Here is a 13,400-nt window from a genome sequence, read left to right as displayed (position 1 = left end):
CGGCGATGCTGAGCACCTACACCTATCCCCGCTACGCCTGGCGCCGCCCGGCCGAGCTGGACACGCCGGACACGGTGACGCGGCACCCGGTGGTCGTCGTCGGCGCGGGTCCGGTCGGGCTGAGCGCGGCGATCGATCTGGCGCAACAGGGGCTGCCGGTCGTGCTGCTGGACGATGACAACACCGTCAGCGTCGGCTCGCGCGGCCTGTGCTACGCCAAGCGCACGCTGGAGATCCTCGACCGGCTCGGCTGCGGGCAGGCGGTGGTGGACAAGGGCGTGACGTGGAACGTCGGGCGCACCTTCCACCGCGATGCCGAGGTGTTCAGCTTCAACCTGCTGCCCGAGCCGGACCACCGCCGCCCCGGCATGGTCAACCTGCAGCAGTACTACGTGGAGCAGTACCTCGTCGATCGCGCCGCCCAACTGCCGAACCTCGACCTGCGCTGGCTGAGCAAGGTCACGCGGGTGACGCCGCTCACCGGGGACGATGACGGCGCGCTGATCGACGTGGAAACGGCCGAGGGCGCCTACCGGCTGCATGCCGACTGGCTCGTCGTCGCCGATGGGGCACGCAGTCCGATCCGCCGCCAGCTCGGCCTCGACATCGAGGGCAAGGTGTTCCAGGACCGCTTCCTGATCGCCGACGTGGTGATGAAGGCGGATTTCCCGGCCGAACGCTGGTTCTGGTTCGACCCACCGTTCCACCCGAACCAGAGCGTGCTGCTGCACCGCGAGGCCGACAACGTCTGGCGCATCGACTTCCAGCTCGGCTGGGACGCCGATCCCGAGCACGAGAAGAAGCCGGAGCAGGTCATCCCGCGCATCCGCGCCATGCTCGGGCCAGAGCGCGAGTTCACGCTGGAGTGGGTCAGCGTCTACACCTTCCAGTGCCGGCGCATGGCGGATTTCCGGCACGGGCGGCTGCTGTTCGTCGGCGATGCGGCGCACCAGGTGTCGCCGTTCGGGGCGCGGGGGGCGAACTCCGGCATCCAGGACAGCGACAACCTCGCGTGGAAGCTCAAGCTGGTCATCGACGGGCGAGCGCCCGAGGCGCTGCTGGACACCTACCACCGTGAACGAGGCGAGGCGGCGGATGAAAACCTGCTGAACTCGACCCGCTCGACCGATTTCATGACGCCCAAGAGCCAGGCGTCACGCGACATCCGCAACGCGGTGCTGACGCTGGCGAATGACCACGCCTTCGCACGGGCGCTGGTCAACTCGGGCCGGCTGTCGGTACCGACACACCACCGCGGCTCGCCACTGTCCACGCCGGACGCCGAGGGCAATACCTTCGGCGGCCGGATGACGCCGGGGGCGCCGATGGACGATGCACCCGTGACGGTGGACGGCCGCGACGGCTGGTTGCTGGAACACACGGGCAACGGCTTCGTGCTGCTGCTGTTCGGAGACGCGGGCACATCAGCGTTCGATCCACTGGCCGGCGATGCAATCCCGGTGCACACGCTGCGCCTGCCCGCCGAGGGTGTCGCGGCGCGGCGCTATGACGCCCAGCCCGGCACGGCGCTCCTGATCCGCCCGGACCAGCTCGTCGCCGCCCGCTGGCGCCGCCCCGATCCCGACGCCGTGCGCGCCGCCGTGCTGCGTGCGACCTGCAACGCTTGAAGCCTGAGGCCCACCGCGATGCCGCACCTCCAGACCCAGCCGAACTTCGGCGCCAACGCCCCCGCCCCGCTGCGCACCTACACGCCCGGCGACGACTTCTACGACCTGCTGATCGACACCCACCGCGGTCTCGACGACGACACGAGCCGCCTTGTCAACGCCCGGCTGATCCTGCTGCTGGCCAACCACATCGGCGACATGGCCGTGCTGCGCGAGGCGATGGCCGCTGCACGCCACGGCACCACCCCGGACACCACCACCCCATGAACCCGAACACTCACCTCGACGCCACCCACGACCTGGCCCTGTGCAGTTGGGTTGCCTCCGCCAACGATGGCGCGACCGATTTCCCGATCCAGAACCTGCCTTATGCCCGCGCCCGACGCGCCGGGACGGACGAACCGTGGCGGATCATGGTGGCGATCGGCGATCAGGCGCTGGACCTTGCCGCCGCTGTCCTCGCCGCCGAGCACACCGACGCGCAAACCGCTGCGCTCGCGCCGCTGGTGCAGGGTGATCTGAATGCGTTCATGACCCGCGGGCCGGCGGACTGGCAGCTTGTGCGCGAGTCGCTGTCGCGGGCGCTGACCATGGGCAGCCCGGCAGAGAGGGCGCTGGCGCCCTGCCTGATCGCACAGTCGGCGCTCGAATTCGCGCTGCCCTGCACGATCGGCGACTACACCGACTTCTACACCGGCATCCACCACGCCACCACCGTGGGCAAGCTGTTCCGCCCTGACAACCCGCTGCTGCCGAACTACCAGTGGGTGCCGATCGGCTACCACGGTCGAGCGTCGTCGATCGGCGTCAGCGGCCAGACCGTGCGCCGTCCGATGGGCCAGACCAAGGCGCCCGACAGCGACTCACCGCAATTCGGCCCCTGCAAGCGGCTGGACTTCGAGCTGGAACTCGGCCTGGTCATCGGCACCGGCAACGCACTGGGCGAGCGCATCGACATGGCGCAGGCCGAGGCGGCGCTGTTCGGCATGGTGCTGCTCAACGACTGGTCGGCGCGGGATGTGCAGGCGTGGGAGTACCAGCCGCTCGGGCCGTTTCTGTCCAAGAACTTCGCGACGACGATCTCGCCGTGGATCGTGACGATGGCGGCATTGGCGCCGTTCCGGCTGCCTTTCACGCGACCCGCCGGCGATCCGCAGCCGCTGCCCTACCTCGACAGCGCCGCCAACCGGGCGGCCGGCGCAATCGACGTGCAGTTGTCGGTGTGGATCGAGACCGCGCAGATGTCGGCATCCAAGGCCAGCGCAGTGCGGTTGAGCAGCAGCAATTTCAGCGAAGCCGCCTACTGGACCGCCACGCAACTGGTGGCGCACCACACCGCTGGCGGCTGCAACCTGCAAGCGGGTGACCTGCTGGGCACCGGCACGCTCTCAGGCCCGGCACCGGATCAGGCGGGTTCATTGCTGGAGCTGTCGATGGGCGGAAAGACGCCGATCACGCTGCCGAATGGCGAGCAGCGGACTTTCCTGGCAGACGGTGACGGCGTGATCCTGAAGGGGCGGTGCAGCGCAGTGGGAGCCGTGGCGCTAGGGTTTGGCGAGTGCCGCGGGACCGTGTTGCCGGCGCTGGCAGGTTGAGCGCCTCGGCATGGCAGTGCGCTTCATCGTGTGGTGATACGCACTATACTGGGCCCGATTGACCTGCTTGATCGGAACCGCCATGCACCAGCTCACCGCCAACGACCTGAAGACCAAGGGCGTTGCCGCCATCGAGGCGGTTCTCGCCGAACAAGCCGAAGCCGTGATCTCGGTGCGCGGCAAGGAGCGTTATGTGGTGATGGACATGGCGCAGTACCACTATCTGCGCGAATGTGAGCTGGAGGCGGCACTCACCCAGACGCGCGCGGATCTGGCTGCAGGCGCCTACACCAGGGAATCCGCAGAGGCGCATCTGGCCCGCTTGCAACAGGCATGACCTATGCGCTGGTCTTCACGGACCACTACACCCGTCGCGCCCGGCAGTTCCTGAAACGCCACCCGGAACTGGTGCGGCCATACGGCAAGACCCTGCAATTGCTGGAGCTGAATCCGCACCACCCTTCCCTGCGGCTACATGCACTGAAGGGACGGCTGGACGGCCTGCACTCGGTCTCGATCAACCTGTCTTACCGCATCACGCTGGAGTTGCTGATCGTTGACCAGGAAATTGTTCTGGTCAACGTGGGCGACCACGACACGGTGTATTGACGGCGGATCGCCGACGGACACGTCAGCGTCCGTGGCGCCAGTCGCCGCGGTTGTCACGCCATTGGCCACGGCTGCCGTCGTCCCAGCGATCGTCATCCTGCCAGTGGTGGCGGTGGTGGCGGGGCCATGGCCGCTGCTGCTGCTCGACATAGACAACACGGGGCGCCTGTTGCACATACACCGGCTCGGGTGCGTAAACACGTTGCGGCGACGCCGGATAGAACACGACGGGCGGCGCCGGCAACTGGATGCCGATGGACCATTGCACGCCACCGGCCTGGGCTGCACCGGCGCACAGGCCGGTGGCGACCAGCAGTGTGGAGACCACCAGGCGGCGCGATGCGGACGTCAAGAACGAGAACATGACCGATTCCTTCTGAAGGCGGGAGTGCTCTAGCAACGTGCCAGCCCGCCCTCCAGGGGACAAGCGCGGCCTGTCCCAAGGTCGTGTGTTCAGCCGCGCTTCAGATCCGCCGCAACCGCATCTGCCCCGGCAGCGGCACCGAGCGGCGCAGCACCCCCTCGGCCAGCCACACCGCCGAGTCCCAGGCCCGCTGCGCCACGAAGGGCAGCGGGAGCTGCTGGTAGTCGTCGTTGAAGACCTCGAAGCTGTAGTCGCCCCGGTAGCCCAGTGCATCCAGCTTCAGCACCAGTGCCGTGAGCGCCTCGGAATGCACCCCCTCGCCAGGGAACACCCGGAAGTGGCGTGCGGTGTCCATCCGCTCCTGCGCGGTGCGGACCTCGTTCCACATGAAGTCGGCGAGCTGGACCAGGTAGATCTTGGCCGGATCGATGTCGTCGAGCATGTCGAGCGGCGTCTGCGTGGCCATGATGTGGTACGAGTCGATGCCGATGCCCAGGTTCGGGCAATCGGCGCGCTGCACCGCGTCCCAGGACTGGTGGTACTCGTTGATGTGGCGACCCCAGGACAAGCCCTCGTAGGCCACGCGCAGGTCGTAGGGAATCGCCAGCATCGCGAGCTTGCGCAGGTCGCGGGCAACGGCGTCCACGTCTCCAGTGGCGTGCTGCGAGGTCGACGAACAGGCCAGCAGCACTTTGGCGCCAAGCGCGTGCGCCATCAGGATCATCTGCTTGGCGATCTCGACCTTGTAGCTGTGCAGGTGGCCAGACAAGCCTTCGAAATCCCGCAGCACCTGGAAGCCGGTGACACGCAAGCCGCTGTCGCGCACCGCCTGCACCGCCACGTCCACCCCGTCCGGGTGGCCGACGATGTCGCGGGCGGCGAGCATGATCTGGGTAAAACCGGCCGCACGCACGGCCTTGAGCTTGGCTTCGAGCGGGCCGGCGAGCGTGATGGTGTCCATGCCGAAATCGGCGACGTTCTGGATGATCTGCGCGTTCATGATCGACCGTCTCAGCGCGTGGACCGGACCAGCTCGAACACCAGCCCGCCCAGCAACGGCCGGGTCAGCGCGCCACGCTCGTCGGTGCGCACGCCGTGGGCCGATTCGACAAACTCCACGCCGCGCTCACGCAGCACGGCGGCCGTCGCAAGCACCTCGTCGCAGCCGAAGGCGATGCGCTGCAGCAGTTCGTCATGTTCGAAGGTGGCAGCGTCTGGCTCCGGCTCGATGAGCTGCCAGTGGAACTGGCCGCAGGGGCTGGCCAGGATGCGGCCGCTGGTGAGCACACCAAAGCTCTGTTCGCGCGGCAGTTCGGCGAATCCGAACAGCTCACCGTAGAAAGCGGTCCAGTCGTCGGCACGGTCCATGCCGATGTACTGCACCACACCGAACAGGTGCATGCCCTGCTGGGCAGGCGGGCGCTGGTCCACTCCCGGAATCGGCACGAAGTCCACGTCGTAGATCGAGAACTCGCGGTGGCGATCGACGAAATAGATGCGGCTGGAACCGACGCCGTGGATGGCCGGGATGTTCAGCTCCATCACCTCCACCTGCGTCGGCACGGCCCAGGCACCGAGTTCGAGCACCCGCCGGTAGGCCGACGCCGCGTCACGCACCCGGAACGCCACGGCGGCGATCACCGGCGTCTCGCTCGGTGCGGCTTGCCCGCTCAGCCCGCCCTGGTGGGCGTTGACGATGATGTGCATGTCGCCCTGGCGATAGAGCATCACCTCGCGCGAGCGGTGGCGCGCCACGGGCACGAAGCCCAGGCGTTCGAGCACCTGCCCCAGCGCCTGCGGGCGGCTGGTGGCGTACTCGACGAACTCGATGCCCAGCAAGCCTAGCGGATTGGGGAGTTCGCCGATGGCTTCGCGGTCAGCAACAGAGGCCAAGGTCATGGTGGATCCTAAAAGTTGGGGGCTCAATAGCTCAGACGCGCGACCGAACGCAGCACGTCCGCGGTCGTCGTCGGCAAGCCGAAGTATTCGAGGTAGGCAGGAATCTGCTCGAACAGCATGTCCGAGCCAATCTGCACCCGGCAGCCGCGCGCCGCAGCCGCCGTCAGGAAAGCCGTCATCTCGGTTTTCATCACCACTTCGCCAACAAAGGTGTCGGGCGACAGGCGGTCGATGTCGAGGGGCAGCGGGTCGCCTTCGTTCATGCCCATCGGCGTGGCATTGACGACCAGATCGTGGCCGAAGGGGTCATTCGAGCCGGTGGCCACGTCGAGCGCCGGGTAATGCTGGCGAAGCCGAGCGCCCAGCGCGTCGGCCGACTCGGTGTGGCGGTCGAACAGCGTGATCGCGCCGATGCCAGCGGCGGCAAGCGAAGCGGCAATGGCACAGCCCACGCCACCGCTGCCGACCACCAGCACGCGCTTGCCCGCCAGCGCAAAGCCCTTGCGCAGGACACCACGCACAAAGCCCTCGCCGTCGAACATGTCCCCTTCAAGGCGACCGTCAGCGCCCAGGCGCACGGCATTGCAGGCACCGGCAATGCTGGCCGTGGGCGACAGGACATCCACCAACCCGGTGGTCGTGACCTTGTGGGGCATGGTGATCAGCGCGCCACGGATGTTCGTCAAGGTGAACACCGCGCGCAGGAAGGTGGGGTAATCCGCAGTCTGGCAGCCCATCGGCACCACGACGGCGTCGATGCCCGCCTGCTCGAAGTACGGGTTGTAGATCATCGGCGCCTTGAACGCGAAGGTCGGGAAGCCGATGTGGGCGATGAGCGAGGTGGTGCCGCGGATCATGAGCTTGGGGGAGGTGGGGAGAGAAGACCCGCCGGAAAGACGGGAGAGTACGACCGGACGCAGGACGCATCCGGTCGCGGGCCACGCTTACTTGCGCAGCTTGGCCAGCTCGGCCTGCAGCTCGGTCACGGTGCCGGCAATGGCAGCGCCATGCTTCTCGATGACCGGCTTGAACTTGTCACGCAGCTTGGCCTGCTCGGCAGGGCTGAACTCGGAGACCTGCATGCCGGCCTTCTTCAGATCGGCCAGGGCGGTGCCGGCCGAATCACGGGCAACCTGGCGCTGGAACTTGCTGGTTTCCGTGGCAGCGTCCTGCAACGCCTTCTGCTCGGCCGGGCTCAGGGTGTCCCAGACCTTCTTGCTGAAGATGATCGACTGGGGGTTGTACTGGTGGTTGGTGACTGCCAGGTACTTCTGCACTTCAAACAGCTTGTTGGCCAGGATCACGCTGAACGGGTTTTCCTGACCGTCGATCGCCTTCTGTTCCAGACCGGCGTAGACCTCGGGGAAGGCCATCGGGGTCGGGTTGGCACCCACAGCCTTGACCCAGTCCACGTTGATCGCGTTCGGGATCACGCGCAGCTTCAAGCCAGCGAGGTCTTCGACCGTGTTGATCGGACGCTTGCTGTTGGTGATGTTGCGGAAACCGAGTTCCGTGAAGGCCAGGCCGATGATGCCCTTGTCGGCCAGCTTGGCGTGCAGCTTCTGGCCGAAGGGGCCGTCCACGACCGCATCGGCTTCCTTGCCGTTGGCGAACATGAAGGGGAAGTCGAAGACCTCGAAATCCTTGACCTGCGAGGCCAGGATGCCCGAGTTCAGCATCACGAACTCGATCGTGCCGCCTTGCAGGGCCGACACATTGGCTGCATCGCCGCCCAGCGTGCCGCCAGGGAAGATGTTGACCTTGATCTTGCCGCCCGACTTGGCGGCGACGAGTTCGGCGAACTTGTTGGCGCCGATTTCGAGCGGGTGGCCCTTCGGATTCTGCAGGGCGAACTTGAAGGTCCTGTCCTGGGCAGCGGCAACACCGGCGATGGCGAGGGCGGCGGCGGCAACCAAGGTCTTGAGCATCAGACGTTTCATGACATGTCTCCTAGTGGTGAACGGTGAACGGGAACAGGAACAGGAATGGGGGAACGGTTGAAAAGAACGTTGTGTTGACGGTGGGCGGCCATCAATTCGCCAGCCAGCGTGCCGGACCGGTGACGATCGAGGGGAACAGCACCAGCAGGAACATCACGATGAACTCGGCGATCATGAAAGGAACGACCCCCTTGGTGACCTCGTCCATCTTCATGCGCCCGACGCCTGCCACGACGTTGAGCACGGTGCCCACGGGCGGGGTCACCAGACCGATGGCGTTGTTCATGATGAACAGCACACCGAAATAGACCGGATCGATGCCAGCCGCCTTGACCACCGGCATCAGCACCGGGGTCATGATGAGGATGGTCGGCGTCATGTCCATGGCAGTGCCGACGGCCATCACCAACAGCATGATCGCGATCAGCAGCAGTGTCTGGTTGCCCATGAACGGCTGCAGCAGATCGATGAGCTGCGCCGGAATCTGCGCCACCGTGATCAGCCAGGCCGAGACCATCGCAGCCGCCACCAGGAACATGATGACGGACGTGGTCTTGGCCGCAGCCACGAACACTTCATAGGTCTGCTTGAGCGACAGCTCGCGGTAGATCACGGTCGAGACGAACAGCGCATAGACCGCCGCCACCACCGCCGCCTCGGTCGGCGTGAAGACACCGAACTTCAGGCCGAACAGCACGATGAACGGCAGCACCAGCGCCCAGGTCGAGTCACGCAGCGCCTGCAGCTTCTCGGCGGTCGTGGACTTCTTCGGAGGCACGACGTTTTCCTTGCGCGCCACAATCCACCAGGTGATCGCGATTGACACGCCCATCAAGACTCCGGGCACGATGCCGGCCAGAAACAGCTTGCCGATGGACACGTTGGCGGCGACGCCGAAGATCACGAAGCCAATCGACGGCGGAATGATCGGGGCGATGATGCCCGCCGAGGCGATCAGGCCGCCAGCGCGTGCCTTGTCGTGACCGGCAGCGACCATCATGGGCAGCAGCAGCGAGGCGAGTGCGGCGGTATCGGCCACAGCCGAACCGGACAGCGCCGCCATCAGCACCGCCGCGACGATCGCGACATAACCGAGGCCGCCGCGCACATGGCCCACCAGCGTCAGCGCCAGTTTGACGATGCGCCGCGACAAACCGCCGACGTTCATGATCTCGCCTGCCAGCATGAAGAACGGCACCGCCAGCAGCGGGAACGAGTCTGCGCCGTTGATGACGTTCTGCGCCAGGATCTGGGCGTCGAACAGGTCAAGGTGCCACATCAGGGCAGCACCGCACACCAGCAGCGAATAGGCGATAGGAATGCCCAGCGCCATGGCGCCCAGGAGCGATCCGAGGAAGATGAGTACGGTCATGGTGAAAAGTCCTGATCGGGCGGGGTTACTTGCGCAGGGGGGCGGATTCGTCGATGTGCAGCGCATGGACCTGGGCGAGGTCTTCGGACTCCTGCACCAGCACCAGCTCGGCATCGGTGATCTTCCCGGTGATCGAGCGCCAGAACTGGCCCAGCAGGATCAGACCGGAAGCGACCGCGAACACGACACCCGCGCCGTAGAAGATCGCCATCGACGCACCGGACACCGGCGCCTCGACGTCGTAGTTGATGCGCGCTTGCGCCAAGGCGCCAGAGAACAGCAGCCAGGTCACGAAGAGCATCGCGAGTTGCGCGATCACCAGGCAGATGCGCTTGCCGGTGCGGCCCAGACTGCTGACCAGCATGTCGGTGCCCAGGTGGCCGTTTTCCTGCAGCGCCACGACCGCACCGAGGAAGGTCATCCACACGAACAGCCAGCGCGACATCTCTTCGCTGATGGTGATGCCCGAGTTGAATGCGTAGCGCAACACCACGTTGCCGAACACCAGCACCACCATGATCGCCAGCAGCAGCGCGATCAGCACTTCGGTGCCGCGACAGAAGAGAGTCATCAGTCTGGCCATCCCGGCCTCCTTGGAAAACTAGAAAGGATGCCGTAATGTACGAACTGGTTAGTTTTCTTTCATCAGGGCTAACCCTGATGGATACCCCGGAACAACCCGAGGTGCTGGCCGCGAGCGGTCAACCAGCGATGCGGACGAAGCGAACGATCATCTCGACGATGTTGTCGCGCCGGTTGGCGATGGTGGCCGGGTCGTCAAAATCGTGCTTGAAGATGAGCGCGAAGGTGTGGCGGTTGGCCACATTGAAGACCGAGAGGGCCGAGATGGACATGTGCAGATCGACCGGATCGAGGTTCGGGCGGAATACCCCCGCCTGCACGCCACGCTCGTACACCGAGCGCAGGCCGTGGATGGCCGGGACGTTGAGCTTCTGGATCGACTCCGAGCGCGCCAGGAACTCGCCACGGTGCATGTTCTCGTTGAGCACGAGGCGGATGAACTCGGGGTTCTCGCGCTGGTAGTCGCAGGTGAAGGCGACCAGCTTGCGCAGCGCCGCTTCCGGGTCGAGGTCTTCGAGGTGCAGGTCGGTCTCGATGTGGCGGATGCGGCGGTAGGCCTCCTCCAGCACGGCGACGTACAGCCCCTCCTTGCTGCCGAAGTAGTAGTAGATCATCCGCTTGCTGGTGCGCGTCAGTGCGGCGATCTCGTCGATGCGGGCGCCGGCCAGTCCCTTCTCGGCAAACTCGGTGGTCGCCACTTCGAGGATGTTGGCCATCGTCGCTTCGGGGTCGTTGGTGCGACCCGGCTCCTGGATGGCGGGCGTTTCGGCGGCCTTGGTCTTGCGAGGGCGGCGCGGAGCAGGTTCTGTACGGTCGAGTTCGTTCATATGAGCCGCAAGCATAGCGGCTCCGGCAACCTCAACCCCAAGGCTGATCGCCCAGCGCCGCCAGATGCACCAAACGCTGCACACCCCGCGCCGCGTCGTCGGGACGCAGCGGGGTGTGGGGCAGGTAGGCATACACGCGCATCCCGGCATTCAGCCCTGCCTCGATCCCGGCACGGCTGTCCTCGACCACGGCACAAGCGGCCGGCTCGACACCCAGCGCCTCGGCGGCGTGCAGGAACAGCGCCGGATCGGGCTTGTAGCGGCCGAGGTCCGCCGCGCTGAAGATGCGCGCGGGCGGCACGAAGCGGTCCAGCCCGGTCAGCCGCAGCACCAGGGCAATCTTCTCCCGCGGCCCGTTCGATGCCACGCAAAACGGCACACGCAGGCCGTCCAGCACCTCCAGCAGCGTGGTCGCCCCAGGGATCTCACGCAAGTCGGTCTCGAAGCGCCGCGCCATTTCGGCCCGCACCTGTGCCTCGAAATCGACCGGCAGCGGCCGGCCCCGCCGCTCCTCGACGATGGCCAGACTGCGCGCCATGCTCTGCCCTTCGATGTCGCTGAACTGCAGCGTGATCGCCGGCCCGTCCGGCAGCGCGGCGATGGCATCGCACATCGTCGCCAGCCAGATCGGCTCGCTGTCCACCAGCGTGCCATCGCAGTCGAAGAGCACGGCGCGGATCGCCGGCACGGTGTTCACTGCGGCACCCCTTTGGGCAGATGCGGCGTCCTCGCGACCAGCCAGGTGCCCAGGCTGCCGCACAGCGCGATCAGCCCCATGCCAGCGAAGGCGGGCAGGTCCGGCACATGGCCGAAGACGAGCCAGCCCGACACGCCCGCGAACGCGATCTGGAAGTACAGGAACGGCGTCAGCGTCGCGACCGGTGCGCGGGCGTAGGCCATGATCAGCAGCAGGTGCCCGACCGAACCGACCACGCACAGCAGCAGCAACAGCCCCCAGACGTGCAGGCTCTGCGGCGTCTGCCAGGTCCACGGCAGCAGCAGCGTCGCGGCCAGCGCGCCGACACAGCCGGTGTAGAACTGCGTCGTCACCGTGTCGTCCACCTCGGCCAGGCGGCGCGTGAGCGTCTGGAACACGGCGTTGACCAGCACCAGCAGCAACGGCAGCAAGGTCGCCCAGTGGAACAGGTCGTGCGCCGGCCGGATCACGACCAGCGCGCCCACCATGCCGCCCAGCACCAGCAGCCACTCCAGTGGCGTGACCCGCTCGCCCAGCCGCCAGACCGCCAGCAGCGTGACGAACAGCGGCGTGAGTGTCACGACGGCGGTGAACTCGGCGATCGGCATGACCTTCAGGCTGTAGAAGGCGAGCACCGTGGCCAGGACCAGCATCAGCCCGCGCAGCACCTGCAGACCGGGGCGGCGGCTGTGGTGGAGCGTGCGGCGCTGGGCGGGCGTGACGGTGGCGAGTGTCAGCAGCACCTGGAACAGGTAGCGGAACCAGACCACCATCGCCACCGGCACCGCCGACGCCAGCAGCTTGGTCGTCGTGTCCAGCGAGACGAAGAAGGCGACGGCGGCGAGTGTGCAGCCGATGGCGGCGGGCTTGCCCAGCGGGACCAGGTTCCTCACTGCAACTCGATCTTCGCGGCCTGGATCACGTCGCGCCAGCGGCGGGTGTCGGTGGCGAGCAGCGTCTCCAGTTGCGCGGGCGTGCCGGCCTGGGCGCGCACGCCGAGTTCCTGCAGCCGCTTGTGGACTGCCGGGGTTGCCAGCGCGTCTCGGGCGGCCTTGCCGATCTTGGCGACCACGTCGGCGGGGGTGCCAGCCGGCGCCGCGAGCGCATTCCACGAGGTCACGTCGTAGTCCTTCACGCCAGACTCCTGCACCGTCGGAACGTCCGGCAGCACCGGGTTGCGCCGGTCGTCGGTCAGCGCCAGCGCCCGCACCGAGCCGCCGGTGATCTGCGACATCGTGGGGCCGAGGATCTCCACCGCCACGTCGATGTCACCGGCCTTCAGCGCCCGCAGCACATCGGGCGATCCCTTGAACGGCACGATCAGCGCGTCCATCCCGGCACGCATCTTCAGCAGTTCGGCGGCGAGGTGCTGGGTCGAGCCGACGGCGATGGTGCCGATGTTGAGCTTGCCGGGGTTGGCCTTGGCGTAGGCCAGCAACTCGCCCAGCGACTTGAAGCGCGAGCCGGCGTCCACCGCCACCACCATCTCGAAGAAGCCAAGCGTGGTGATCGGCGCAAAGTCCTTCGCCACGTCATAGGGCAGCTTCTTGAACAGGTTGGCGCTCACCGCGTGGCCATTGCTCATGAGCAGCAGCGTGTAGCCATCCGGAGCGGCCTTGGCCACCGCCTGCGAGGCGACGATGCTGCCCGCGCTTGGCCGGTTATCGACCACCACGGTCTGCCCGAGCAGCGGACCCATCGCCTGCGCCACCGTGCGGGCGGTGATGTCGGCGATGCCCCCCGGCGCGAACGGCACCAGCAGCGTGATCGGCTTGCTCGGGAACGCGGCCTGAGCCTGCGCTGGCGCCATCGTCGGCAGCGCAGCAGCGGCGGCCAGGGTGGTCAGCACCTGGCGGCGGGTCGGGTGGGTCGGGCGGTGCGGCATGG

At 66.8% G+C, this 13,400-nt stretch carries 16 protein-coding genes; 5 read left to right on the top strand and 11 right to left on the bottom strand.

Features of this window, described 5'->3' with window-relative positions; genetic code table 11:
• Positions 1-5: 5 nt before the first annotated feature.
• The 5 genes from RMP06_RS20695 to RMP06_RS20675 all read left to right on the top strand — a co-directional run bounded on the left by RMP06_RS20695 (position 6) and on the right by RMP06_RS20675 (position 3,832).
• Complete coding sequence (locus RMP06_RS20695; RefSeq protein WP_310463683.1) at positions 6-1,628, top strand: FAD-dependent oxidoreductase; 1,623 nt, start codon at positions 6-8, stop codon at positions 1,626-1,628.
• Positions 1,629-1,646: 18 nt separating this feature from the next.
• The gene (locus tag RMP06_RS20690; RefSeq protein ID WP_310463682.1) at positions 1,647-1,895 is read left to right on the top strand and encodes a DUF2783 domain-containing protein; all 249 of its coding nucleotides are present in this window, start codon (positions 1,647-1,649) and stop codon (positions 1,893-1,895) included.
• On the top strand, positions 1,892-3,223 hold the full coding sequence (gene fahA, locus RMP06_RS20685; protein WP_310463681.1) for a fumarylacetoacetase: 1,332 nt from the start codon (positions 1,892-1,894) through the stop codon (positions 3,221-3,223). The genes RMP06_RS20690 and fahA overlap by 4 nt, the downstream gene beginning before the upstream one ends.
• A gap of 82 nt (positions 3,224-3,305) precedes the next feature.
• A complete protein-coding gene (locus RMP06_RS20680) occupies positions 3,306-3,560 on the top strand; it encodes a hypothetical protein (RefSeq protein WP_310463680.1) in 255 nt (84 codons plus the stop codon).
• Positions 3,557-3,832, top strand: a complete 276-nt coding sequence (locus RMP06_RS20675; protein ID WP_310463679.1) for a type II toxin-antitoxin system RelE/ParE family toxin — start codon at positions 3,557-3,559, stop codon at positions 3,830-3,832. Before RMP06_RS20680 ends, RMP06_RS20675 begins: the two co-directional genes overlap by 4 nt.
• A gap of 22 nt (positions 3,833-3,854) precedes the next feature.
• Here RMP06_RS20675 and RMP06_RS20670 read toward each other — a convergent pair whose 3' ends face one another.
• From RMP06_RS20670 to RMP06_RS20620, 11 genes are all read right to left on the bottom strand, one after another.
• A complete protein-coding gene (locus tag RMP06_RS20670; RefSeq protein ID WP_310463678.1) occupies positions 3,855-4,196 on the bottom strand; it encodes a hypothetical protein in 342 nt (113 codons plus the stop codon).
• A 100-nt stretch (positions 4,197-4,296) separates the two neighbouring features.
• On the bottom strand, positions 4,297-5,196 hold the full coding sequence (locus RMP06_RS20665) for a sugar phosphate isomerase/epimerase family protein (protein ID WP_310463677.1): 900 nt from the start codon (positions 5,194-5,196) through the stop codon (positions 4,297-4,299).
• Positions 5,197-5,207: 11 nt separating this feature from the next.
• Positions 5,208-6,095 carry a VOC family protein gene (locus RMP06_RS20660; protein ID WP_310463676.1) on the bottom strand — a complete coding sequence of 296 codons (888 nt, stop codon included), beginning with the start codon at positions 6,093-6,095 and terminating at the stop codon, positions 5,208-5,210.
• Between the two features lie 23 nt (positions 6,096-6,118).
• Positions 6,119-6,952, bottom strand: coding sequence for a shikimate dehydrogenase family protein (locus RMP06_RS20655; RefSeq protein ID WP_310463675.1), 834 nt, complete (start codon positions 6,950-6,952; stop codon positions 6,119-6,121).
• Positions 6,953-7,039: 87 nt separating this feature from the next.
• Entirely contained in the window at positions 7,040-8,035 is a 996-nt protein-coding gene (locus RMP06_RS20650) for a TRAP transporter substrate-binding protein (protein WP_310463674.1), read from the bottom strand.
• 91 nt (positions 8,036-8,126) lie between these two features.
• Positions 8,127-9,407 carry a TRAP transporter large permease subunit gene (locus RMP06_RS20645; RefSeq protein WP_310463673.1) on the bottom strand — a complete coding sequence of 427 codons (1,281 nt, stop codon included), beginning with the start codon at positions 9,405-9,407 and terminating at the stop codon, positions 8,127-8,129.
• A 25-nt stretch (positions 9,408-9,432) separates the two neighbouring features.
• Entirely contained in the window at positions 9,433-9,990 is a 558-nt protein-coding gene (locus tag RMP06_RS20640; protein ID WP_409050214.1) for a TRAP transporter small permease, read from the bottom strand.
• A gap of 118 nt (positions 9,991-10,108) precedes the next feature.
• Complete coding sequence (locus tag RMP06_RS20635; protein WP_310463671.1) at positions 10,109-10,831, bottom strand: TetR/AcrR family transcriptional regulator; 723 nt, start codon at positions 10,829-10,831, stop codon at positions 10,109-10,111.
• 16 nt (positions 10,832-10,847) lie between these two features.
• Positions 10,848-11,513, bottom strand: coding sequence for an HAD family hydrolase (locus RMP06_RS20630; RefSeq protein WP_310463670.1), 666 nt, complete (start codon positions 11,511-11,513; stop codon positions 10,848-10,850).
• On the bottom strand, positions 11,510-12,406 hold the full coding sequence (locus RMP06_RS20625; protein ID WP_310463669.1) for a DMT family transporter: 897 nt from the start codon (positions 12,404-12,406) through the stop codon (positions 11,510-11,512). The genes RMP06_RS20630 and RMP06_RS20625 overlap by 4 nt, the downstream gene beginning before the upstream one ends.
• Complete coding sequence (locus RMP06_RS20620; protein WP_310463668.1) at positions 12,403-13,398, bottom strand: tripartite tricarboxylate transporter substrate binding protein; 996 nt, start codon at positions 13,396-13,398, stop codon at positions 12,403-12,405. Before RMP06_RS20620 ends, RMP06_RS20625 begins: the two co-directional genes overlap by 4 nt.
• Positions 13,399-13,400: the final 2 nt, after the last annotated feature.

Source organism: Sphaerotilus sp. (genome assembly GCF_031429695.1).
Taxonomy (GTDB): domain Bacteria; phylum Pseudomonadota; class Gammaproteobacteria; order Burkholderiales; family Burkholderiaceae_C; genus Sphaerotilus.
Note: the sequence above shows the minus strand (reverse complement) of the source record. Positions and strands in the feature narration are given on the sequence as shown.